The organism is Nostoc sp. PCC 9305 (assembly GCF_963920915.1).
GTDB lineage: Bacteria > Cyanobacteriota > Cyanobacteriia > Cyanobacteriales > Nostocaceae > Nostoc.
Genome location: NZ_CAWUDN010000119.1, coordinates 1 through 23,692, shown reverse-complemented (window position 1 = coordinate 23,692; position 23,692 = coordinate 1). Strand labels below are relative to the sequence as shown.

Genomic DNA, 23,692 nt, shown 5'->3' with positions numbered 1-23,692 from the left:
CGTGGCGGGGTGTAGCCCCGCCCGCTATTTGTGCCAGTTGCGTAAGTCCTGATTTCTATATCTTCTGTTTGTAAACACCTAATGTTATTGTTCATAAAATTATTCCTGAAAGTTGCTCAGTAAATAAGACAGTAACAACATCTGAGTTAGGAATCAAATCATGGCTTGCATAGGTTCTATAAATAGGATTTATAGATATTAAAAATCACTAATACAACCTTTTTGCCACAATAAAGTCAGGATGTGTATACCCTTGTTCTCATCAATTGCCTATGAAATTCTCCCAACTCCGAGCCATAGTTGCAGTAGCAGATTGTGGTAACTTTAGTGAAGCAGCCTTAGAATTGCAGCTTTCCCAGCCTGCAATTAGTCATGCGATCGCTACCCTAGAAGAAGAATTAGGTGTACCATTATTTGCTAGAGGTCGTCACGGTGCTGTGCTGACACCTGCTGGAGAGCGCATTTTGTATCATGCACGTCAAGCAATGCAGCATCTAAAGATGATGCAACACGAAGCAAACCTGCATAAAGGTTTACACGGTGGTCATGTGCGAATTGCGGCTTTTCGGAGCGTTGCTACTCATCTATTACCAAAAGCGATCGCACAATTTCACAATCAATTCCCAGAAATTGCTGTCACAATCATAGAGTGTGGTGCTTTCACAGATGTAGAGCAGTGTTTGCATGATGGACGTGCCGATATTGGTATTACCTGTCTGCCAACTGGTGAAGAATTTGAAACCTGGGAAATTTTTCGAGATGAGTATGTAGCTTTACTACCACCAGATACCAAAATTAGCAGTCCGCAAATTACTTGGGAAGACATCGCAGCCTATCCGCCGGTTTTGCTTCCTTGTACGCCTTGTGGACGCATTCTTCACAACCACCTGAAGACTTTGGCAATTCCAATCCATACTGCTAGCGACATTCAAGAAGATTCCACAGTCGTTAGTATGGTGAATCAAGGACTGAGAGCAGCTATTATGCCTCGTTTAGCAGCTGTACCCATTCCCCCAAAGGTACAAGTATACAGTTTACCTGCACCCCTCGAAAGAGTAATTGCAACTGCAACTTTATCTAATACCCTGCAAGTGCCTGCGGTATTCACATTTTTGGAGATGTTGAGTAAATTTGATTTTTATAGTTTAGCTAAATTCACTTATTGAACACATCGGAATTACGAATTACGAATTACGAATTACGAATTACTTAAACCAATGCCTCCTTTAGCGAATTCTTCAACAGTTTTTTGTGAGAATTCATGAGTTGCGATCGCCTGCAACATTGCCAGTGGTAAAGTCAAATGATGCGCCCCAGCTTGCAACGATGCGGCTGCTTCTTGAGGAGATTTGATACTAGCTGCCAAGATTTCCGTATCACTACCTTTGAGTACGCTAGCCATATCCCGCACCAAAGCAATACCATCACCTAACAATCGGGTAGCTCGATTTACATAAGCTATGGCAATTTTAGCTCCTGCTTCTCGTGCTACTGCTGCCTGTGCTGCACTATAAATCGCTGTCACTGAACAGGTAATCTCTGGTGATAGACTCGCCACCACTTCAAACCCTAACGGTGTTGCGGGAATCTTCAAAATTGTTTGTGAACCAATAATCTCGAAAGCTTTTCTACCTTCAGCTAGCATCCCAGCTTTATCGGATGCCATAAGTTGATAGTATAACGGCCCATTTGTCAAGGCAACCAGTTTTTTGAGCGTGGTTTCTGGTGGAGTATCGCTTTGAGATAACAACGTGGGATTTGTTGTGATACCTTTTACCCATCCCCAAAGCTTAACAACTTCAGCTTCCGATGCGATCGCTGAGTCTAGATATAATGCCATACTTAATTCCTCACTTTTACTATCTGCATTTCTCCTGCTATACACCCTATATCTTCAGAAGTTCTGCCCCTATCAGATAAGTATTTTACTTGTTTATCTATGCTTTTTTAAATACCTACCCTTGAAAGCCACTCTCCATTCCCCTTTCCTTGAGAAATGCATCAAATGTAAACCTATCCGGTAGCGAAGTTTGTGCGCCTGGTTTTGTCGCTGTCAAAGCACCTGCTGCTGCACCCCAAATAACTGCTTGATGTAAGGAAAGTCTTTCAAAAAGTGCCGCAGCTAAACCACCATTAAAAGCATCGCCTGCGGCTACTGTGTCAACTGCATTAACTGAAAACGCTGGTACAAAAAACTTTTCTTCAGCAGTAGCACAAAAAACACCCTTAGCACCCAGTTTGACGATCGCACATTTCACACCCCGTTGTAATAAAACCGCAGCTGCTTTGGCTGCTTGTTCCTCTCCATTCACAGGAAAACCAACCAACTGCGCTGCTTCAACTTCATTCGGTGTAATAATGTCTACCAATGGATACAATTCATCTGGTAAATTAGATTGTGCGGGTGCGGGGTCAAAAATCACTTTTATGTTTGCACCTTTTGCGGCTTTAGCAGCAGCAACCACGGCAGTAATAGGAATTTCTAGTTGTAAAAGTAGTGCTGTAGCTTCTGGTAATAAGTGGGATAATCGCTCTACATCTTCTTGATTGACGCGCCCATTTGCACCAGGAATGACAACGATTTGATTTTCACCAGTCTGACTCACGGTGATAATAGCGACTCCAGAACTAACAGTTTTATCAACAAAAATGTTATCAGTCTGCACACCAGATGTTTGCAAATTGTTAACAAGTTCCTTACCAAAATCGTCTGCACCTACACGCCCTACTATCTGGGTAGGAATGCCCAATTTTGCTAATGCTACGGCTTGATTGGCTCCTTTCCCTCCCGAAACTTTAAAAAAATCTTCTCCTAGCAACGTTTCTCCTGCAACTGGCAACCGGGGTGTTGTTGCTACCAAGTCTATATTTATACTGCCGAAGACGATAATACTCATGATGCCGATCTTAAAGTTATTTTGATTGATATTACAGGATGCGATCGCAAACTGCATAAATATCGCACTTACTCAGGAACTTGCACAAAAACTGCGATCGCATAGAAGACACACTCAAAATTTTACCTGTTGGTAAAAGACTCGTTTAAGGCTTTCAGCGACAGTAATATAGAGCGCCGATCAGATAAAACCTAGATATTTTGATACGCGATACCCAAGCCAAATTCCTACAAGGCCACCAATGACGCTGAACAGGATCGAGGTGAACGATAGCAAACTTCCACCCCACAAAACAGGAATATAGCTACCAATCGTAGAGCCAACAAACATCCCAATGCCAATGATGAATTTATTCATTCAAAACAAGCCTCAAAAGTAATTAAAATAAGTCATGCTTAAGCTCCTTTATGACTCAAAATATTAACTTTTGGGAAAAGATTTATTTAACCATTTCGGCAGCCGTGCCTAACTACTGAAGCTAGGAGAATCTAGTGTCAATAACTGGCTGATCTCTGGTAGTCATGAAGTCATCAGAAAAATTTTCTAGACTATCAATGAGGGATTCCCAAGCGTTGTCTTTGGCAATCAGGACAATGGCGTTACCAATTTTTTTGATATAAACTTCAGTCCCAGTCAGTTGAAAATCTTCGGGTAAAATAACGATTTGGTGAGTGTCATCAGTGGTGAGTTTGGCAGTGTTCATGGTGTTATTGTCCTGAGATTAGCTAATATTTCTGGTCTGGTTAGCACGAAATTTGATAAATGCAACTCTGAAACTTGCTTGAGTAGCTCATTGTTAAACCGAACCTATGGAAATCCTAGCAGTCCTGCCGAGGAATATGATGGTGACGAAAGGATCAATATGGCCATAGGCGATCGCCTATGGCCAGTTATTTCTTGCCGAAAGCGATCGCAAACTGCATAAATATCGCCCTTACCAGAAACTTGCATGAGAATTGCGATCGCACTTCTTCGTTATGCTGAAACGACTAATCCTGCGTCTCCTCAACTGACCCAAGCTGCTCTAATACCTGACGCACTGAAAAAACGGGTATAGCTGAATTGGAAAACCCTTGCGAATAGCGAGTAACGATCGCGTCTAAACTCTGAGCAACTGCACAATAAATTTGTACCGCATCCTCAAAATCAGCTAAACCAGACGCAAAAGCTGCTTCTAAAATAGCCCGATTTACAGAGCAAATAACCAAAACTGCCAGTATGCTTGAAACTGCCTGTCTAGCAAGTTCAATACTTTGAGTTTGTCTGCGGGCGATATAGAAAATATGGCGTTGCTGAATCAAGGGATGATTCTTGTAGGGTGGGCGACACGAGAGCCCTGAAATACAAGGGACGGGCAAGATGCCCATCCCACAAAACTAGCAAAATCATCCCGCAAATATGCAACGCCGAAAATATCAGTGAGTGTGGTTGCAGTCACGTATCCAACTACTTGTCCAGAATCGATCAAATTAAATAGGGCTTGGGAATCTTGCAAAAATGGCTCTCGGTCTAGCAAATAATCTAGAACGATATTGGTATCAATCAAAACTCTCATTAAAGATATTTCTCCACCCGACGCTCTTCTAGCATGAACTCCACTTGTTCATCAGTCGGCGCTAGCTGGTCGGTCTTCAATAAACCTTTCATTTGCTTGATGATGCGCGATCGCTCAGGTGGTTGGGTTGGAACATCTTGCAAGGATTCAATAATCGCACGGACGAGTTCAAGGCGATCGCTCGCTGGCAGTTGACGGGCTTGCTCTTTAAGCTCTTGCAGGGACATAGAAAACACTCCGACAAATGCTGTATCTAAATTTTAGTATGAGCTATCAACGCTTAACTAAAGATAAATCTGGTGTCAGCCTTTGCAAAACTTGCTTCAATACCATCACCGTCCAATCTATATCAGCTTCAGTCGTATCACGCCCCAATGTGATGCGAATTCCACCCAAGGCAGCTTTTTCTGAATAACCCATCGCTAACAATATCGGGCTAGGACTAAGTTTTCCGCTGTGACAGGCAGCACCAGCACTGATGCCGATGCCAGCAAGGTTTAGCTGCCGTACCAAGGCTTTACCGCTGAGTTTTTTCCCATCGGCGTATTCTAAGCACATACTGATATGGTGAGGTAAACGATCGCAGGTATCCCCTGTAGGAATTAAACCAGGAATTTCAGCTAATAGGGCAAAGGCGCGATCGCGTAACTCAATTAATCGTGGTGTTTCTGTAGCTAATTCTTCGACTGCTAATTCTGCTGCTACACCAAACCCCGCTATTATCGGCACTGCTTGCGTACCAGAACGCAGTCCCATTTCTTGCCCACCACCACTCAGTAAAGACCTCAAATCTACCCCAGGACGCACATACAGCGCCCCTGCACCTTGCGGCCCATATATTTTATGACTGGAAAGACTAAGTAAGTCTACAGGTAGTTGTTGCACATCTATGGGTAAGCGTCCCGCAGCTTGCACTGCATCTGTGTGGAACAAAGCACCATGCGCTCGCACAATTTTACCCAGTTCTGCGATCGGCTGCACAGTCCCAACTTCACTTTGACCGTAAATTATAGAAACCAAAACTGTATTATGTCGCAACGCCGCTTTTAAATCCAAGGGATTAACTCTGCCTTTAACATCTACAGACAAGCGCGTAACTTCCCAACCCCACATTTCTAGCAACCGTACTGTCTCAGAAATTGCGGAATGCTCGACGCTGGAAATAATTATATGTTGAGGAACAGCATACAACCGAGCTACACCCATAATTGCTAGATTATCTGCCTCAGTGCCACCAGAGGTAAAAACGATCGATTCAGGGGTAGCTGCATTAATTAAACCAGCAACTTGGACTCTGGCTTGTTCTACAACCGTTGCCGCCCGTTGTCCCCACTCATGTAAACTGGAAGGATTGCCCCACTGTTGAGTGAGGATTGTTTGCATAACTGCGATCGCTTCTTTTCGAGTCGGAGTAGTGGCGCTGTAATCTAGATAAATTTGCATAAAACCGATAATAGTGAGAACACACGTTGGTGATAGACTGCGGATTTGTCAGGATATACAGTTTTTGTGAACAAATCCTGAAAAAAATATCTGTAATTTTACATCTAATAGTGGATTTTTCCCTTTACTTGGAAACTTATTTCTCTACTTAATTCAGAACCCAAAATTTTGGGAATGATAAATATATCCACTCCCAATCCACTTTTAACAGATTACAGTGCAACTTATCTCTAGACAAAGATATTTTTTATATATCTTTTTACTGATATTCTCCCTCGCTGGTTGTCAACGAGTCCAGTCCTACAATCAGCGTCCAGCACCTTTACCACAAGACCCGTTAATTCAAGCTTACTTTAACCATTCTGAGTCTTCAGAATACCAAGAAGCTTACCGTCAGCAAACTCGCCTGGGGGATGATTTAGAAAAACAGATTGTGGATGCTATTACGAATGCTAAATCTACAGTAGATGTAGCGGTGCAAGAATTACGTTTACCCAAAGTTGCCCAAGCATTAGTTGATAGACAAAAAGCTGGGGTAAAAGTCAGGATAATTTTAGAAAATATCTATAGCCGACCTTGGAGTAGCTTAACATCTGCGGAAGTAGGTAAGTTAGATAAAAGAGAACAGGAACGTTACAACGAATTTCGCAAATTTATCGATCTTAACCAAGATAATCAACTCAGTCCAACCGAAATCAATCAAAGAGATGCTTTGATGATTTTGCAGAATGCCAAAATTCCCTGGCTAGACGATCGAGCAGATGGTTCGACGGGTAGCAGTTTGATGCATCACAAATTTGTGATTGTGGATAATCGCCTTGTAATTATCACTTCGGCCAATTTTACATTAAGTGACACCTCTGGAGATTTTACAAATCCTAGTAGTTTAGGCAATGCCAATAACTTATTGCAGATTGACAGCCCAGAATTAGCATCTTTATTTACAGAAGAATTTAACATTATGTGGGGTGATGGGCCGGGAGGTCAACCAGATAGTCGATTTGGTTTAAAAAAGCCGATACGTTTACCTAAACAAATAACTTTGGGTAATACCAAAATTACTGTGCAATTTTCGCCTACTTCTCCAACTCAACCTTGGAATAACAGTAGTAATGGTTTAATTGGTAAAACTTTAGATTCAGCAACCAAATCTATTGACATGGCGTTATTTGTCTTTTCCGAACAGCCTCTTGCCAATATTTTAGAAAAACGCCATCAACAAAGCGTGCAAATTCGCGCTTTAATTGAACCACAATTTGCCTACCGTCCTTACAGCGAAGCCTTAGATATGATGGGGGTTGCTCTTAGTAACAAATGTAAATATGAAATTGACAATCATCCTTGGTCAAATCCAATTACTACCGTAGGTGTACCTGTGTTACCCAAAGGCGATTTATTGCATCACAAATTTGGTGTTATTGATAGTCAAACAGTAATTACAGGCTCTCATAATTGGTCAGATGCTGCCAATAATGGTAACGATGAGACGCTTGTAGTGATTGAAAATCCGATAGTTGCTGCCCATTATGTGCGAGAATTTGCTCGTCTTTATACCAAAGTTAAACCCGGTTTACCACCAGCAATTCAAGAAAAAATCAAATTAGAACAAACACGGTGTCCGCAAATAAAAACTTCTTCATCAAGTGAAGTACAAGCAATTCAAAAAGTCAATATCAACACTGCAAGTTTAGAAGAATTAGCAACTCTTCCTGGCGTGGGTAAGAAGTTAGCACAGCGAATAATTATTAGCCGTCAACAGCAAAAATTTACATCTTTACAAGACTTAGAAAGAGTTCCAGGAGTGAGCGCTAGAACTTTAGAAAAATGGAGCGATCGCGTGACTTGGTAGGTAGCACAGTTGTGCTACCCTACGAGAGTCTGTATTCTACTTAGTTAAAAAGATGTAAAATTACATAAATTCGATATTTAAATGCGATCGCTAGCTAGCTAAATCAACCAAACTGCGGAAATGCCCATTCTGAGAAAATCGTTCTGCTATTATTTGTTGATAAACCGCCTCATAGCCATCAGTCATGTGCTTAACACTGAAAAGATTTTCGACATACTGACGACAGGCATAACGGTCTAACTCGATGACGCGATCGATAGCACTGATGCACTCTTGAATATTATTGCAGAGGAAACCCGTCTTGCCGTGGGAAATTACCTCTTCAGTAGACCCCAATTTCATTGCAATCACTGGCGTACCAGAAGCCATTGACTCTACCATTACCAATCCAAATGGTTCCCGCCAAGTGATGGGGAATAGAGTTGCTACTGCACCACCCATCAGGGCATTTTTTTGAGCATGGTTAGCTTCACCCAGATACTCAATTTGCTCTCCGTCAATGTGTGGTTTAATTTCCTTCTCAAAGTATTCCACATCAACGACATCTATCTTACCTGCCATTTTTAAATGCCAACCAGTTTCTTTGGCAATTTCTATAGCTAAGTGCGCTCCCTTCTCTGGAGACATCCGACCTAAAAACGCTAAGTAAGGAGGATCTTCTGGTTGGGAGTGAAATTCATAGCTGCTAACATCAATTCCGTTGTAAACCGTTGCTATAGAGTTTAAACCTAACCTTGGTTCTCGTTGTGCATTAGAAATATTGACGTAGGGTTGTTTTTTACCAAAACTAAACATCTTTTCGTTGTCAGGGGTAAAAGTACCGTGCAACGTGTGAACTGTAGGAGTTTTTACTAGATTTGCATAAGGCAGTGCCCCATACCCGATATGGGAGTGAATAATATCAAACTCTTCTGCGCGTTCATACACCGAAGCTAGATTTAGCATCTCGTAAATGCCGTAATCTTTGATAGTAGGATCGAGTCTGAGGGCACGGGGATGAACTGACGTTAGTTTTGCCAGACTAATAGAATCTCCCGATGCAAATAAGGTTACTTCGTGTCCGCGTCGGACTAATTCATCAGTCAGTAACCCCACTACTAACTCTACGCCACCATAAGCTGGTGGTGGAACTCTTTCCCACAGTGGAGCTAATTGAGCAATTTTCATCACAAACCTCCTAAAAAATAAAACTTGAATTAGAAGTTTTTTATTTCTGTTGTTTTAGTGCTTGTAATTTATCCACTTTGGCATCAGAAAGTAACTTCAGATACTAAACTTATTAACAATTTCCCTTAAATCTTACGCTGTACCTTCTATATTTTTTGTCTATCCTAGTACGGAAATTACCCACTCCTAAAGAGGTAGCTGTATTCTGATTTATTAATTTTTATGTGATTTATAGCAGTTTTTAATAGAAGTTTTTTTTAAACAGGAACTTTCTACAATCGCCTAAATCTATCATTAAAAGGTAGTTTTGACTGAAAAAGCTCTATTTTTGACCGCCAATCATCCAATTTTAAAATGTTAATTAAAGAATAAAGTCTCTAGACACTCTTTAGGCGGCTTTCCGTACTCTAAAGGATCATCTATAGCCGAATAAAAGGTAAATTTTCGTAAAGTAGATACTCTGAAATCATAAGTAGCAATTTTTCTGATAAATGCTATCCAAGTTCCTGAAAGTAAAATTAACCTGACTTTTAAATTTGTATGGAAAAGCCTACAAAAAACCTAACCCCTAACCCTTCTGATGATTGCGATCTATTGAAATCTGCCTAATTTTATTGGTTGATTTTGGGGGTTATTTTTCGTCTTTTTTCGACTCCCTGAACGCTTACATAAATTTAGCGGCTTGTATCCCTTTTTGAATTTTGAATTAGAGCGATCGCGCCGCGTCTCGTAAAGAAGCGAAAGTCACATTAAAATGACTCATAAAATCTCTGCGTTCTCTGTGCCTCTGCGGTTCGATAAATAAATTTTAAATCGTGATTGACTGATTGCATAAAATATGCTATTTTGTATTGCTATCAATAACATATATAAACGTGAATATCTCCCCATCTCTCAAAAAACCGCGTGTCTCATGGCAGGCGGTTTTCTCACTGTTGATATTTGTATTCATGTACCTGCCCATACTAGTACTTGGCTTTTATAGCTTCAATCAGTCGCCCTACAGCGCAACTTGGCAAGGATTCACCCTCGATTGGTATCGCAAGTTGTTCAGTGACGATCGCATTTTATCGGCTTTGCAAAACAGTATGATAGTTGCAGGTTGTGCTGTGGCAATTTCCGCAGTGCTGGGAACCTTGATGGCGGTTGGGTTGGCGCGTTACGAATTTCCTGGTAAGAAATTGTATCGGGGTATTGCTTACCTACCATTGATTATTCCCGATATTGCGATCGCAGTGGCTACCCTAGTATGTCTAGCAGCCTTTGCGATACCTTTGAGTTTGTGGACGATAGTTGCAGCCCATGTGGTGTTTTGTCTGGCATACGTGGGACTTGTGGTTGCTTCCCGACTGACTAATTTAGATCCCCACCTAGAAGAAGCAGCACTAGATTTAGGTGCGACACCAACCCAAGCTTTCATCAAAGTATTGTTACCTCAATTAATGCCTGGGATTGTCGCTGGTTGTCTCTTGGCTTTTGTCCTCAGCTTAGATGACTTTCTCATTGCCAGTTTTACTGCTGGTAGCGGTTCTAACACCCTGCCAATGGAGATTTTTAGCCGCATTAGAAGCGGAGTTAAACCTGATATTAATGCTCTCAGTGTAATGTTAATTTTAGTATCTGCGATCGTTGCCTTTGTAGCGGAATTAATTCGCGCTTCTGGAGAGAATAAAACTTTTAAATAAGAGTCACAATTGGCAATCAAAGTTATAGGTAAGTGATTTCGTTCTTCGTGAACTTTTTTAGATAGTAAACAACAGTTATATTAAAATTTATGGTGCATTACGGCAAGCCTAACGCCCAAACCTTATGGCAATATGCCATACTTTCTGCTAACACAACGTCATAGTATAGATAAGTAATACCAATTCTAAAAAAGAATGCGACAAATACACCATTTGTAGAGACGCGATTCATCGCTTCTTAACCCAAGTATGTGTTGCAATCATTAATTGAATTGGTATAAATAAATATAATTTATTCATTCTTATGCCCTCGTGTGAAAGATAGTTTTAAGCACATGAATAAACTTCCGTGTTCGCTTCTCTACATAACTGTTTTCAATTAGATAATATTGGGGCTAACTTTGGAGAAGATGCTATTTCCCCCTCATTATGCAAATCTGCCAAAATCCCAATTGCTCAAATCCATTCAACTCTGATAGCAATAGATTTTGCGTGAGTTGCGGACAAAGCAACTTTGGCAAACTTCTCAGAAACCGTTATCGCGTATTAAGACTCTTAGGTGAAGGTGGATTTAGTAGAACCTATGCTACAGAGGATGTAGACAGACTAAACGCCCCTTGCGTCATCAAGCAATTTTTCCCCCAGTTTCAGGGAACAGGACAACGCACTAAAGCCGCCGAATTTTTCAAAGAAGAGGCTTTTCGGTTGTATGAACTGGGAGAAAATCATACCCAAATTCCCAGATTACTAGCTTATTTTGAACAAGGTACTAGCTTGTATCTCGTACAAGAATTTATTCAAGGAAAAACTCTCTTACAAGAAGTTCAGCAGCAAATTTATGGCGAACAACAAATTTGGGAACTTTTAGCTGATTTATTGCCAGTTCTGCAATTCATTCATACTCATAACGTCATTCATCGAGATATTAAACCAGAAAATATCATCCGCCGTGCAAGTGATGAAAAACCTGTATTAATTGACTTTGGCGGTGCTAAACAAGTAACACAAACCAGTATCGGAAGACAAGCTACAGTAATTTATACCCTTGGCTATGCCCCAACAGAACAAATGGCTGGATTTGCTTGTCACGGCAGTGATTTATATGCTTTGGGCGTAACTTGTGTGCGTCTTTTAACTCAATGTTTGCCTTTGCAGGATGCTTCTGGACAGATTAATGATCCTATTTATGATGCCATGAGCGCTAAATGGTTGTGGCGCGAACATTTACAAAAAAAAGGTATTACTATCAGCGACGAATTAGGAAAAATTTTAGATAAATTACTCAAACATCTACCGAGTGAAAGGTATCAAACAGCAGTAGAAGTCATTAACGATTTGAAGTTTGCCACATCGAACATTGAACCTGTTGCCTTAAAAATTGTTTCGATGCCTCAACCTATATTACCGCCGCTACCACAAAAAGTAATCGTCCCATTACCCCCACTAGAAACCTTTGAATTTGACGTAGTGACAGTAGACACAGGGGGTAGAGAAGTAAACCGCATGAACTGTAATGCAAATTTCTTTGCTGAAGAATTAGGTAAGTCTGTCACATTAGAAATGGTATCAATTCCTGGTGGTACTTACATGATGGGTTCACCAGAATTTGAAGGAGATGCTGACGAACGTCCTCGACATCAAGTTACCGTTGAACCATTTTTTATGGGGAAATTTCCCGTAACTCAAGCACAGTGGAGAGTAGTAGCAGCTTTACCCAAAGTTAAACAAGCTTTAAATCCCCATCCATCGAAATTCAAAGGTCTAGATAGACCAGTAGAAAATGTATCTTGGTATGAGGCTGTAGAATTCTGTCTCAGGCTATCAGAAAAAACTGGACGCGACTATCGTTTACCGAGTGAAGCGGAATGGGAATATGCTTGTCGGGCTGGAACTACAACCTCATTCCACTTTGGCGAAACTATTACCTCTGAGTTAGTCAGCTGCACTATGGAACCAAAAAGCAAATTCCGTAAAGAAACAACAAACGTCGGTAGTTTTGAAGTCGCCAACGCCTTTGGATTGTATGATATGCACGGGTTAGTTTGGGAATGGTGTGCTGATTCGTGGCATAACAATTACAACGACGCACCCTTAGATGGAACAGCTTGGGAAGTTGGCGGCGATATAAATCGTCGGGTGCTACGCGGTGGTTCTTGGAGTTTTAGTGCAGAACTGTGTCGCAGTGCTAGCCGTAGCTGGAATGAGTCAGACGGTGGACTGAGGGTTTGTGGCTTTAGAGTAGTATTTTCTATAGAGGAGATTATTTAGTAATTTAATACCAGGCTATATAAATTATGAACAACAAAATTGAGAAAGGTGACATAGTAGTTATAAATAAAAGTGGAAAATATTATCAGCAAGTGGGTGAAGTTAGTGAGGTAGATTACAATATTTTCTTTGTCAAAATAGTCTTAGTAAAGTTAGGTAATCAAGAAGAAACTTTTGAAGAAAAAAATTTACAATTACAAACTAAAAAGCCGAGTCTGCAAGAAGTTATTACATCAATAGATAAAATTTTAGAACAAGTTACTCAGATTCCCCACTTGCCGACACAAGAGAAAGTAGAGTTACCCAACCGTTTGAAATATCTGAAATTAGATATTCCTAAACTAGATAAGCAATTGGTTCAAACAAACTTCGACAGTATAAATAAAATACTCGCAGTAACAAGAGAGGTAGACTCTTCAGCCAGCTTTTGGCAGGAAATAGACCCTAATTTGGAGAAAATAAGCTGGTGGATTAGAACAAGTCTGTGAACTAATAAGTAAATCGGTGAGAATAAATCAGCTTTCTCTAGTTCTCAGCTAGAATCTGCAAATACCTAATTAGACTTATTGCATGAATCAATAAGCTTTCACGCTAAATCCCTCTCCCTAGCTGGCTACGGTGTACACACAGTTGCCTCACAGCGTTTATATCCCCCCTAACCCCCCTTAAAAAAGGGGGAACCAGAGTCAAAGTCCCCCTTTTTGAGGGGGATTTAGGGGGATCTTCAACGATTTTGGGTTTTATACAAAGATGTGTGTACACCGTAGCCCTAGCTGGGGAGAGAGATTTTGAAATTGGCTCCTAAATCATTGGCATTGGACATAATTAAACGTAACTATATTTTTTTACTATTCTATCCTTAGTGCTTTACACCTTATACTTTACGCTTCATTCTGAATAGTAATTTTTATTTATACCTATGTACTTAACTTTGTTTTTGCAACTGTCTGGCTTAAATTTTGTTATTAACTGTACGTTCACATAAACTTAACTTTTGCAAATATTTTTTTAGAGTAAACTTTGACTTTATAGATTAATAAAAGAGGTTTTATTATTTAAAATAAAATTACGAAGATCATCAGAAGTATATATGCATTTTTTTCAGTGTGCAGGAATTCTTGGTTGTACTACAGCAGCTTTCATCTCAATAGCACCCATACAGGTAGAAGCTGCAACTTTTAAAGTGATATCTGGAGTTACCAGCATCGATCGCGATCACGAAGAGATTCTTAGTGGTATTGGGCTAAACTTGACAGGTACTAATCAGACAGTTGCACCAATTCCTAGCAATTATTTAGTTGGCTTCAACATCGACTCGCTTACTAACTTCACGTTCAGTGACGAGGGCGGTTTTACTCCGCTCTCAGGTACAATCGAGCATACTGGTACTGTTACATTCAACAATCAAATTACTGTTGGTGACTTTTCAATCGGTTTTGCGCCAGGACGTACTGTCACAGGTGCCAGCGGACTTGTTTTAAGAGATACATTTTCTTTAAATACAATTTTGTTTGATTTGAGCGCTCCGGGACTTGTGGCATTTGATGGCCACAATTTAACCATCCCCGATGTTCAATTGCTGATTTCTCCAGAGTTTGCTAATGCATTAGGCGACTCTAAATTGACCGGTTTATTTGCTGGAACTGCACGAATTGATGCTCAAGTTGCTGCCGTACCTGAACCTGATAGTGTACTAGCAACTTTGGTAGCAGGTGTGGCTCTTTTAGCAGCTAGGTTTTATACTCAAAAAATTAAATGCACCTGATATTTTGAAGCATAGCCAACCAAAAGTTAGCTCTACAACCAACGTTTAATCCTTTTCAAATCTCGTTCCTAGCCTCCGCTGGAACGAGACAACCCAATTATCAAAAGTGCTGAGTGGGGAATCTCACTTCTTTACTCAGCATAGGCTAAACGTCCCGCTAACGCTCAGTAAAAACGCCCTATGACCAAATACTTTCTGCTCTCATGTTGATGCAATGGCTAACTATATTCCCGCGAACAGCCTCAACGTTGGTACAGAGATTATTAAACTTCTCTGCTTCTGAGATTACTTGTTGTAAGAAGTTTATTTTCTGAGCGCTGCACAGCATATATATAGTGCGGTATTTCGCGCCATAGTGTCTCCTGAACAACCTTGAGTCCGTTCTTTTCAGCTACACGGCGAGAGGGAATGTTTTCTGGGCGAATCAGGGAGATAACACGAGTGCTACCCAGCACGTTAAAAGCGTAGTCTTGACAAGCAGATGCAGCTTCAGTTGCGTAACCCTGCATTTGTTGGTCGCGGCGGACATGATAGCCAATTTCGAGTTCTTGGTATCCCTCGACCTCCTGCCAAATCAGTCCGCAATCGCCGATTACCTCACCTGTCGTCTTGAGAACCATCGCCCACAAGCCGAGTCCGTGCTGTGCGTAGTTGCGGCGATGTCGGTCAATCCATTTTTCCACCATCTCGCGGTCAAAGGGCTTTGGGTAGTAGCGCATTCTGCATCGCCGAGGACAAGCAGTAGCGCGTCCAGGTCAGAAAGCGTCATTTCCCGCAGTAATAGGCGTTGAGTTTCCAATATCATTAGTGAATCCTCGTTTGATTGTCCAGTTTATCTTTGTCTATTACGTAGTAAGCACTGAAGTGCTTATAGTTGAAATGGTTGCAGTCATTTATTTGTTATCCTTTAATGAAATTGTTGGCAAAAATAACTCTAGTAAGATGACTAATAAAATTGCACTTCTTCAAGCTTTTTTAGAGCAAAAAATAATGAGCTAACATGTAATGTTTGCAGCAGAATACCTTTATCAATACCTTCAATGAGCTTTTTTAAAGGCAATAAAATTACATCAATTTCTTCAGTAAGGTCTAACTTTAAATCAGCTACACATTCCACATCTATTGCTAAAAAACAATGGGTTAAATTGGTATGAGTAGCTGGGTTTGGTGATAGTATACCAGTTTCAATAAAATGATTGCTAGTGTAACCAGTCTCTTCCAATAATTCGCGTTTTGCAGCTTCGATTGGTAAAACATCTTCAGTTTCTACAGCACCACTAGGCAATTCTATAATTGTTTGTTTCAGACCGTGGCGATATTGCTTTACTAAAATAATGGACTAGAAGTGATGGGATCGGTTGTCATGTCTACTCCTTGAGCAAAACTTCTCGCACCATCACACTGGCAATAATGAAACATGGGCTGAAACCACCTTCCATCCTTCGGTAAACCTGTACCAAGTCTGGCTTTGTCGTCCGAAACGCTCTACACCATTGATAATCCGGCGAAATTCTAAAGTCACGGTTGCTGCATCCTTCCCAAAGGTTACAACCTTGAGATTCGAGATTTCTCGCTCTATTTTTGGGCTGGGCCGATTCTGGCGAAAGTTACGAATTTCATCGCCACCATAGAGGTTTTCTGTGATTCCAAAGCGCACTACTTCGGGCGCATCCCAAAACAAGCTATCCATCACATCCAAATTGTTATTACAAAGAGCTTCTTCATACTTGAGGTACAAATCAGTTACTTCAGCGACAACAGTAGGGTCATTTATAGTAGTCATTGTTGTTAGCAATTTTTGATGTTATGGCTGATTATGCAGGAAGTATCTCACCGTTGCAAATATACCAAGCGATTAGAAATCGCGCCTACACAAACGAAGTCCGCCTACGCGGACTTAAAGAATTTGAAACCCACGTAGGTGGGTTTTGTCTGTATAGTCGCGAATTCCATGAGACTGTTGGTCAATTCTTGATGGATTTGACCCCTCACTCTTGAGTAGTTCCCAGTTCTTAACCGTGAATAAAAAAGTAGGCAGTCATGCTGAAGGCAACAATCATCACAAATTTCCGAATTAAGTGCGGTTCAAGTTTACGAGCATAATGGGCGCTTAAGTAACCACCAAGAGAGCCACCGACTGCCATCAAAATAGCTTGATGCCAAGCAATCACACCTGCAAAAAGAAATGGAACGATCGCAATACCATTAATACAACTCCCTAAAAATGTCTTGAAAGCATTCATTTTGTGAATACTTTTGATACCTAAAAATGTCAGAGTCGCCAGCATTAAAATCCCTAAACCTGCGCCGAAGAAACCGCCATAGATGGCGATCGCTAGTTGAGCCAGTACTAAATTAAACAACGGTACAGATTCCGGTGATGTGTTCTGGTTTCGACGTTGCAACCACTTTTTGAACGGTTCGCCAAAGGTAAACACAACTGTTGCTAGCAGTAATAGATAGGGAATCAGCTTTTTAAAGACATCTGGCGATGTATACAACAAAGCGATGGAGCCAATCATGCCACCAACTAAACTGACGCCACATAGAAGGAAAAAATCTCGCCGCTCGATGCCCAAATCTTGACGATATGCTCCAGCACTGGCGAGAGCTGCCACCCAAATTGCAGTATTATTGGTGGCGTTAGCTGCGATCGGGGGTACACCCGTAAAGATAAGAGTTGGAAATGTGATAAAACTTCCACCACCGGCTACAGCATTTAAGCCACCTGCAATAAAAGCAGTACTAAATAGAAGTAAGCTATGGAAAAGTGTTAAAGATGGTGGCATTATTTACGAATTATTAATTTGGGAATATCACTTGGAGAATGGGCAATCAAATCAGCACCATGAGCTTTTAATTCCTCTTCAGTTCCATAGCCATAGGTAACGCCAATTGAGGCGATTTGATGGCGTTTGGCTCCGATGATGTCATGTGAGCGATCGCCTACCATCACCACAGTAGAGGGTAAAAGTTTTTCTGTTAATAAAATATGGTGAATTAAGTCACCTTTTATGCTCCGCGTTCCGTCAAGTTCGCTACCATAAACACCATCAAAAAGCAATGATAAGCCAAAAAATTCAATAATCTGTGCCGCATAAATATATGGTTTAGAAGTCGCAACAAAAGTTTTATAACCAGCAAAACGAATAGCTTTTAGAACTTCTGGAATCTGGGGATAAAGGGAATTTTCAAATAATCCAATTGTGCCAAAGCGATGACGATACAGTGAAATCGCCTGTTCAATTACTGTACCATCCAAAGTATTGAGTAATTGCGAAAAGCTATCTTGTAGTGGTGGCCCAATACACCAATTTAATTCATCAGCATTCGGTGGTTTGTAATCGAGTTCAGAGAGCGCATACTGAATACAACCAGTGATGCCAGGTTTCGGATCTGTTAAAGTCCCGTCGAGATCGAAAAGGATAGCGGAGAAAGGCATATCTTAATATTAATTCGTAATTCGTAATTCGTAATTCATAATTTAAAAAGTCAATTTTTATCTATGTTGATAGGTCTGTATTCGACTCAACTGAGAAAAAGTATTCTAAAATTCCCCATACCCAATTCAACGCCTAATTTTGAGCGATTTCATAAAGCCTTCTGCACTAAGTAACGCGATGCCCAATGTGACAATACCAATCCCCACACTCTGAATCACATTTAAAGTTTCGTTAATCGTTATCCATGCCATTAACGCTGTCAATGCTGGACTGCTAGAGCCAATTATGGAAGCGGTAGAAGCGCCAACCATCTGAATCCCCACATTGTTTAGAGTATGTCCGAGAAAGCTGACAAGACCGGAAAATATGCTACCAATCCATAGGGGTGTCCAATCAAGTTGGCCGCTCTTACCTGGCCAGAACAGTAAGCTAATACCAGAGAGCAGTAAAGTGGAGGCAAAACTGATCCAAGTAAAGGGAATTGGATGGAATTTTTCTAAACATTTTTGAGCAATGATGCCATAAAAGGCGTAAACAATCCCAGCGCCAAAACTAGCGAAAATGCCGATCGCAATGGTATGACTGCTGTAGGTAGCAGAAGATTGGGGAATGGTGAGAGCGCTTCCCACTAGAATAATAGCCATTACCAGCCAACGGAACAATGTGGGGCGTTGTCCAAAAAACCTCCATGACAACAGTGCTGTAAATACGGGATAGGTGAAGAAGAGGGTCAAGGCAATGCCTGTGGGAATCAAGCCAATAGCAATGTAGAGTGAGGCAATATACACAAACATCAGCACTCCACAGCCAAGAGCTTGGATTAGAACATCCCTGCGTTCACGTAGTGCGCCGGAGGCATCGCGGGTGAACAAGTCTTGGAGTTCTGTCCAAGCAGATGGATATAGCTTGAATGATAGAGATGCCATGAGTGGAACCACCAGCAGCATTCGCATGAACATCAGCAAGAAGGAATTCTGCAAATCCGGTTTAACGTATCCACCGAGTAAAAATAAACCTAGTACGAGATGTTCTGAAAACAAAACTCGGACAGTAACGTTGTGAAACGTCAAAACAAAGGAGGATAAAAGAACCGTCAGGATGCCCAACACGATAAAAAGTTTCCTTAAAGACGACTTGATTGTATTGTTAAAACCACTGGAATAACAAACCAGATGAAGTTTGAGGAAATCAAAGCCGTCGCTTCAAAAGACGCGATAAATCGCCGTCTCTACAGGGAATCCATCAATTATTGCTATGCCAAGGAACCGACACCCACAGGTTCAGGAGCAGTCTTTGTAGTGAACTGGTTCACCGGACGGGGCAAACCAAGATTTTCGCGTAAAGTACTGCCTTCATACTCAGTACGAAATATTCCTCGGCGTTGCAGTTCGGGAATTACCAAGTCTACAAATTCCTCTAAACCCCCAGGTAGCCACGGTGGCATGATGTTAAATCCATCTGCCCCACCATTAACAAACCAATCTTCTAACTGATCGGCAATGTGTTCTGGTGTTCCGAGAATTGTTCGATGTCCACGCGCTCCTGCAATCCACAAATACAGTTGCCGGATTGTTAAATTTTCTCTGCGAGCAAGGTCGGTAATCAGCTGCAAGCGACTTTTGCCACCATTGGTATCAGGCAAATCCGGCAGGGGCCCATCTAGGGGATATTTAGACAAATCATGGCCACCCACTAGCCCAGAAAGCAGCCCTAATCCAACCAAGGGATGGATCAACTCCTGAAGTTGCTCATATTTATCCTTCGCTTCTTGCTCAGTCTTACCAATTACCGGGAATACTCCTGGCATGATTTTGAGATGGTCAGGGGAACGTCCGTATTTAGCCAATCTCCCCTTGACGCTGGTGTAGAAGGCTTGAGCTTCTGCCAATGTTTGTTGTGCAGTGAAAATCACCTCTGCTGTTTGGGCAGCTAAATCCTGTCCAGCCTCGGAAGATCCAGCTTGTACGATTACTGGATATCCCTGTGGTGGACGCGCCACATTGAGCGGGCCGCGCATTCACAGAGATTGTCTAGCTGGTATTTGATTTTTACGCGAGTCCTTATTACGCAGTCACCGCCTGACGACGGTTGTACTCAGAAGCATCTCCTTTGATCGCCTCACTTTGTTTACCATCGATGCCCACTGGGAGATCGCCGACAATTGTCACGCGTTGAACGTGGCGGGACTGGTCGCCGTAATCTGCGATCGCATAATGTTGAGTAGCCCGATTATCCCAAAAGGCTACGTCACCAACTTGCCAACGCCACCGGACTGTGTTCTCAGGACGTGTGATATATGCTTGCAACAGCCGCAGAATGTCATCTGATTCAGTTGTTGATAAGCCACGGAACTGACGCACAAATCCGCCGATGAATAGCCCCCGCTCCCCAGATTCGGGATGGACGCGTACAACTGGGTGCAGAGTCTCGTATACAGTCGAGGTGAAGACAGCCCGGTAAGCCTTGGCATTTTCAGGTAGGTCGAATCCAGTTGCATAATCGAAGGCATTGCTATGTACTGCCCAAAGTTCGTCTGCCAGATTACGCAGATGAGTAGGTAAATCTTGGTAAGCAGTCACGGAGTTTGCCCAGATTGTATCGCCACCAGTTGGCGGAATATCAAGCGCTCGTAAGATAGAACCGAGAGGAGGACGGTCTACAAATGTTACATCTGTATGCCAGGTATTGGCGCGGGAAGTGGTACGGCCATAGTTCAAATCTAAGACTTCTGGATTTTCTGGCAGCGATGGTACGGTAGGGTGGGCTGTAGTGACTTCACCAAAACGACGAGCGAAAGCAACCTGTCCATCAGCATCAAGCTGTTGCTGACCGCGGAAAAAGATGACTTTGTATTTAACTAAAGTCTTGCGAATATCACTGATGATGTTATCGCTGAGTTTAGAACTCAGATTAACACCAATAATTTCAGCACCGATACGCCCTGCAACTGGTTTGATATCAAAGTATTGAGAACCCATGTTTTTATCTCCAAGAAGTTTATTTTTTGACAAATTGTAGAGACGCGATTCATCGCGTCTGATTCATCGCGTCTGCTAAATACCAGGGGTAGATCCGCCATCAACGATAATCTCTGTTCCTGTAATCGATGCAGCAAGATCGGACACCAAAAATAGCGCCAACGCGGCAATTTCTTCTGGCTGGGCGATTCTTTTTAAAGGAATACTTTGGATATTTTGTGCCTTCACTTGCTCAACGGTGATGCCTTGCGCTTGGGCATTTTGCCGAGCTAAAGTCTCAGCACGCTCAGTAGCTGTAGCACCAGGGGAGATAGCGTTAATGCGAATCTTGTACTCGGCTAGCTCTTTAGAAATGCCCTTTGTGAAGTTCAGCAAAGCAGCATTGCTTGTACCACCAGCTAGGAAGTTAGGACGAGGTGTCCGTCCTGCACCACCAACTATATTGACAATCCGCCCATCACCGCGACTTTTTTGATGGGGAACGACGGCTCTAACTAGGCGGATATAGCCCAATAATTTTAAGTTCCAAGCATCCAAAAATAAATCATCAGTGGATTCTAGGAAAGACCCAGCACGGGCTGATCCGGCATTGTTAATCAAAATATCAATCTGATTAAATTGGGCTAATGTTGTGGAGACAACTTTCTCTACATCCTCTGCTTTAGTTAAATCAGCGCTGATGGCAATAACTTTAGCGCCAGAAGTTGGTAGAGATTGGATGGCAGCTACTGCATTTTCTAGTCTTTCTTGATTGCGGGCTGCGATTGCAACATTCACACCCTCACTATAAAGTGCTTTGGCGGTAGCTAAACCAATTCCCGCACTTCCTCCTGTAACGATCGCTGTTTTACCTGATAGTTTTAGTTCTAAACTCATACAAACTTACCCTCAAAAATGTAAGTAATTTAATTGCGAACCAATAATATTGCTGATTGAGAGCCTGTATTGTGAATATCCAAGATGGCTTGATTTTCTTCACAAGTGCAGCCCAGAAGTATTTTGATTTCTGTATCTCGTTTTTCCAAGTCAACACTACAAATGACGGCGGTGACTTTTTGACTAGATAAACTACCTATCCAGACATCAATATTGGCTCCATCTCCAGAGCGAGTATTTTCCAAGTATCCATAGTCCAACGGATACACAAAGGATGGATAACGTGGATGTGATGTCCCTTTTGGGCGATCTATCTTGAGATTACTAAGGGCTACAAGCCGATCTAGTTTGAACCAGAAGTCAGTACTATCCCTCATACCATCTGCGATCGCTCAATTTGAAATGTGCAACACAGCTTTGCCAGGAAAACGCCTATCGAGTAGTTGTTGGGCCACGTCAGCTATTTCTGTCCAAGAAGCTTCTAAATCAATGTGAGGATGCAACTGGCCTGCTTCTACTAGACTCAAAAGCCGTTTTAGACCGACTGCTGCTGATTCAAATCTCAATTCATCGAACAGACGTAAACCATACAGGCTGACGCTACCAGTCCCAAAAAATTGAGCCGCGTTGAATGTCACTTCAGCTCCCCCAGAGACTCCATACAGCACAGTTTTCCCATCCTGTGCCAGTAAGCTAAGGGCTATCCCCAAAGTCTTACCACCCACTGACTCTACAATTAGGTCATAAGGGCCGTACTCGCTACCGGGTGACAGGTCTTCACCAATCACCACCGATTGCGCTCCTGCTTCTCTAACTAGAGTTTCATACCCAGCTTGACGAATATGTGCCACAACTTGCGCTCCTGACAGTTGCGCCAATTGGATAGCGAAGTAACCAACGCCTCCTGATGCGCCTGTAACCAGAACTGACCGACCCAAAAGTGAACCACCTTTTAACACTGCATGGTATGCAGTTAAACCTGCTACAGGTAGTGTGGCGGCTTGAGCAAAAGATACCGATGGCGGCACTACTGCTAAGGCGTTAGTAGGAACAGACACGAGTTCTGCCCAAGCACCGGCACGGCGCAAGCCAACTACACGCGCCCCTTGGGGAGGCCCCGAACCATCGGCGGCAGGGATTTCCACTACACCTGCTAAGTCCCAACCAGGCTGCCAACCAGCCTCAGCAGTCGTTGAACGTTTTACCTCTCCCCGATTGAGGGAAATTGCCGCTACCCGCACTAGAGCTTCATCTGGGGCAGGCTTGGGTGCAGTCACTTCACTCAGTGCCAAACGCCCCGGCACATTGGGATCGACAATCACAGCACGTATTTTGCTCATAAGGTTGCCCTCGCTTAGAGATTAATTTCTAGTTCGTTGGTTCGCAATGTTATACCTGCAATAAACAATCTCGATAGATTAGCTATTTTTTCTTAACTCCAAATCTATGCAACTAGGTTAACGAGATTTAAAAACAACGGTATCTTGATAAGATTACAGTATTTTATGGTTTGTAAAAAGAAAACTATCACAGACAGCCAGAAGAATCAAGCACCTTGTGAATAAATTCGCCGTTGACACTTGCACTGTAGTCAAACCAAATGGCGTCCGTATCGTTCGGCGTTCTTTTTATAATTTCTCAATTTGACTCCAAACAGTAGACCTCTTGCAAAAGTCCCTAACACCCCACCCCCAACTTCTCCCCGCTCTTCAGGCTACGGTGTATACACAAGTCTTCTAGAGTTGCGCCACAGGCTTTTGATCCCC

Annotated in this window: 26 protein-coding genes and 1 pseudogene; 8 read left to right on the top strand and 19 right to left on the bottom strand. The window is 42.1% G+C overall.

Annotated features, from left to right (window positions below):
• Positions 1-272: 272 nt before the first annotated feature.
• On the top strand, positions 273-1,166 hold the full coding sequence (locus tag ACM0OX_RS30300) for a LysR family transcriptional regulator (protein WP_414518720.1): 894 nt from the start codon (positions 273-275) through the stop codon (positions 1,164-1,166).
• A 32-nt stretch (positions 1,167-1,198) separates the two neighbouring features.
• On the opposite strand, the gene ACM0OX_RS30295 is transcribed toward ACM0OX_RS30300, so the two are convergent.
• The 3 genes from ACM0OX_RS30295 to ACM0OX_RS30285 all read right to left on the bottom strand — a co-directional run bounded on the left by ACM0OX_RS30295 (position 1,199) and on the right by ACM0OX_RS30285 (position 3,600).
• Positions 1,199-1,840 (bottom strand): transaldolase family protein, encoded by a 642-nt coding sequence (locus tag ACM0OX_RS30295; protein WP_414518719.1) that lies wholly within the window; start codon positions 1,838-1,840, stop codon positions 1,199-1,201.
• 115 nt (positions 1,841-1,955) lie between these two features.
• Positions 1,956-2,897 (bottom strand): ribokinase, encoded by a 942-nt coding sequence (gene rbsK, locus ACM0OX_RS30290; protein ID WP_414518718.1) that lies wholly within the window; start codon positions 2,895-2,897, stop codon positions 1,956-1,958.
• A gap of 478 nt (positions 2,898-3,375) precedes the next feature.
• Positions 3,376-3,600 carry an antitoxin gene (locus tag ACM0OX_RS30285; protein ID WP_414518717.1) on the bottom strand — a complete coding sequence of 75 codons (225 nt, stop codon included), beginning with the start codon at positions 3,598-3,600 and terminating at the stop codon, positions 3,376-3,378.
• A 90-nt stretch (positions 3,601-3,690) separates the two neighbouring features.
• Here ACM0OX_RS30285 and ACM0OX_RS30280 point away from each other — a divergent pair, with 90 nt between their 5' ends.
• Positions 3,691-3,822, top strand: a complete 132-nt coding sequence (locus tag ACM0OX_RS30280) for a hypothetical protein (RefSeq protein ID WP_414518716.1) — start codon at positions 3,691-3,693, stop codon at positions 3,820-3,822.
• Positions 3,823-3,886: 64 nt separating this feature from the next.
• Here ACM0OX_RS30280 and ACM0OX_RS30275 read toward each other — a convergent pair whose 3' ends face one another.
• Genes ACM0OX_RS30275 through ACM0OX_RS30260 form a run of 4 tightly spaced genes read right to left on the bottom strand, consistent with a single transcriptional unit; the run spans position 3,887 to position 5,895 of the window.
• Complete coding sequence (locus ACM0OX_RS30275; RefSeq protein ID WP_414518715.1) at positions 3,887-4,198, bottom strand: PIN domain-containing protein; 312 nt, start codon at positions 4,196-4,198, stop codon at positions 3,887-3,889.
• The gene (locus ACM0OX_RS30270; RefSeq protein ID WP_414518714.1) at positions 4,195-4,452 is read right to left on the bottom strand and encodes a PIN domain-containing protein; all 258 of its coding nucleotides are present in this window, start codon (positions 4,450-4,452) and stop codon (positions 4,195-4,197) included. Before ACM0OX_RS30270 ends, ACM0OX_RS30275 begins: the two co-directional genes overlap by 4 nt.
• Positions 4,452-4,679 carry a hypothetical protein gene (locus tag ACM0OX_RS30265; protein ID WP_414518713.1) on the bottom strand — a complete coding sequence of 76 codons (228 nt, stop codon included), beginning with the start codon at positions 4,677-4,679 and terminating at the stop codon, positions 4,452-4,454. Before ACM0OX_RS30265 ends, ACM0OX_RS30270 begins: the two co-directional genes overlap by 1 nt.
• Before the next feature lie 46 nt (positions 4,680-4,725).
• Positions 4,726-5,895, bottom strand: a complete 1,170-nt coding sequence (locus ACM0OX_RS30260) for a cysteine desulfurase family protein (protein ID WP_414518712.1) — start codon at positions 5,893-5,895, stop codon at positions 4,726-4,728.
• Positions 5,896-6,112: 217 nt separating this feature from the next.
• Here ACM0OX_RS30260 and ACM0OX_RS30255 point away from each other — a divergent pair, with 217 nt between their 5' ends.
• A complete protein-coding gene (locus tag ACM0OX_RS30255; protein WP_414518711.1) occupies positions 6,113-7,744 on the top strand; it encodes a DUF655 domain-containing protein in 1,632 nt (543 codons plus the stop codon).
• A 90-nt stretch (positions 7,745-7,834) separates the two neighbouring features.
• Here ACM0OX_RS30255 and ACM0OX_RS30250 read toward each other — a convergent pair whose 3' ends face one another.
• Positions 7,835-8,911 carry a glycosyltransferase family 4 protein gene (locus tag ACM0OX_RS30250; protein WP_414518710.1) on the bottom strand — a complete coding sequence of 359 codons (1,077 nt, stop codon included), beginning with the start codon at positions 8,909-8,911 and terminating at the stop codon, positions 7,835-7,837.
• A gap of 875 nt (positions 8,912-9,786) precedes the next feature.
• Between ACM0OX_RS30250 and ACM0OX_RS30245 the strand changes: the two genes are divergently transcribed.
• The 4 genes from ACM0OX_RS30245 (at position 9,787) to ACM0OX_RS30230 (ending at position 14,629) form a co-directional block, all read left to right on the top strand.
• Complete coding sequence (locus ACM0OX_RS30245) at positions 9,787-10,596, top strand: ABC transporter permease (RefSeq protein WP_414518709.1); 810 nt, start codon at positions 9,787-9,789, stop codon at positions 10,594-10,596.
• Between the two features lie 429 nt (positions 10,597-11,025).
• The gene (locus tag ACM0OX_RS30240; RefSeq protein ID WP_414518708.1) at positions 11,026-12,864 is read left to right on the top strand and encodes an SUMF1/EgtB/PvdO family nonheme iron enzyme; all 1,839 of its coding nucleotides are present in this window, start codon (positions 11,026-11,028) and stop codon (positions 12,862-12,864) included.
• 26 nt (positions 12,865-12,890) lie between these two features.
• Entirely contained in the window at positions 12,891-13,352 is a 462-nt protein-coding gene (locus tag ACM0OX_RS30235) for a hypothetical protein (RefSeq protein ID WP_414518707.1), read from the top strand.
• Between the two features lie 602 nt (positions 13,353-13,954).
• Positions 13,955-14,629 carry a hypothetical protein gene (locus ACM0OX_RS30230; protein WP_414518706.1) on the top strand — a complete coding sequence of 225 codons (675 nt, stop codon included), beginning with the start codon at positions 13,955-13,957 and terminating at the stop codon, positions 14,627-14,629.
• Positions 14,630-14,892: 263 nt separating this feature from the next.
• Here ACM0OX_RS30230 and ACM0OX_RS30225 read toward each other — a convergent pair whose 3' ends face one another.
• The 3 genes from ACM0OX_RS30225 to hpxZ form a co-directional block, all read right to left on the bottom strand.
• Positions 14,893-15,348, bottom strand: a complete 456-nt coding sequence (locus tag ACM0OX_RS30225; RefSeq protein ID WP_414518705.1) for a GNAT family N-acetyltransferase — start codon at positions 15,346-15,348, stop codon at positions 14,893-14,895.
• 227 nt (positions 15,349-15,575) lie between these two features.
• Positions 15,576-15,962, bottom strand: a complete 387-nt coding sequence (locus tag ACM0OX_RS30220; protein WP_414518721.1) for an NUDIX hydrolase — start codon at positions 15,960-15,962, stop codon at positions 15,576-15,578.
• Positions 15,963-16,025: 63 nt separating this feature from the next.
• The gene (gene hpxZ / locus ACM0OX_RS30215) at positions 16,026-16,412 is read right to left on the bottom strand and encodes an oxalurate catabolism protein HpxZ (protein WP_414518704.1); all 387 of its coding nucleotides are present in this window, start codon (positions 16,410-16,412) and stop codon (positions 16,026-16,028) included.
• Between the two features lie 23 nt (positions 16,413-16,435).
• Here hpxZ and ACM0OX_RS30210 point away from each other — a divergent pair, with 23 nt between their 5' ends.
• Complete coding sequence (locus ACM0OX_RS30210) at positions 16,436-16,627, top strand: hypothetical protein (protein WP_414518703.1); 192 nt, start codon at positions 16,436-16,438, stop codon at positions 16,625-16,627.
• Between the two features lie 14 nt (positions 16,628-16,641).
• On the opposite strand, the gene ACM0OX_RS30205 is transcribed toward ACM0OX_RS30210, so the two are convergent.
• The 8 genes and pseudogenes from ACM0OX_RS30205 to ACM0OX_RS30170 form a co-directional block, all read right to left on the bottom strand.
• The gene (locus ACM0OX_RS30205) at positions 16,642-17,418 is read right to left on the bottom strand and encodes a sulfite exporter TauE/SafE family protein (protein WP_414518702.1); all 777 of its coding nucleotides are present in this window, start codon (positions 17,416-17,418) and stop codon (positions 16,642-16,644) included.
• Positions 17,418-18,071, bottom strand: coding sequence for an HAD family hydrolase (locus ACM0OX_RS30200; protein ID WP_414518701.1), 654 nt, complete (start codon positions 18,069-18,071; stop codon positions 17,418-17,420). The genes ACM0OX_RS30205 and ACM0OX_RS30200 overlap by 1 nt, the downstream gene beginning before the upstream one ends.
• A 126-nt stretch (positions 18,072-18,197) precedes the next feature.
• A complete protein-coding gene (locus tag ACM0OX_RS30195; protein ID WP_414518700.1) occupies positions 18,198-19,142 on the bottom strand; it encodes a DMT family transporter in 945 nt (314 codons plus the stop codon).
• A gap of 182 nt (positions 19,143-19,324) precedes the next feature.
• Positions 19,325-20,089 (bottom strand): annotated as a pseudogene (locus ACM0OX_RS30190) (NtaA/DmoA family FMN-dependent monooxygenase); the annotation flags it as partial.
• Positions 20,090-20,135: 46 nt separating this feature from the next.
• Complete coding sequence (locus ACM0OX_RS30185) at positions 20,136-21,050, bottom strand: TauD/TfdA dioxygenase family protein (protein ID WP_414518699.1); 915 nt, start codon at positions 21,048-21,050, stop codon at positions 20,136-20,138.
• Between the two features lie 75 nt (positions 21,051-21,125).
• Positions 21,126-21,926 (bottom strand): SDR family oxidoreductase, encoded by an 801-nt coding sequence (locus ACM0OX_RS30180; protein ID WP_414518698.1) that lies wholly within the window; start codon positions 21,924-21,926, stop codon positions 21,126-21,128.
• A 29-nt stretch (positions 21,927-21,955) separates the two neighbouring features.
• Entirely contained in the window at positions 21,956-22,303 is a 348-nt protein-coding gene (locus ACM0OX_RS30175) for an Inorganic pyrophosphatase (RefSeq protein ID WP_414518697.1), read from the bottom strand.
• Positions 22,304-22,318: 15 nt separating this feature from the next.
• Entirely contained in the window at positions 22,319-23,266 is a 948-nt protein-coding gene (locus tag ACM0OX_RS30170; protein WP_414518696.1) for a zinc-binding dehydrogenase, read from the bottom strand.
• Positions 23,267-23,692: the final 426 nt, after the last annotated feature.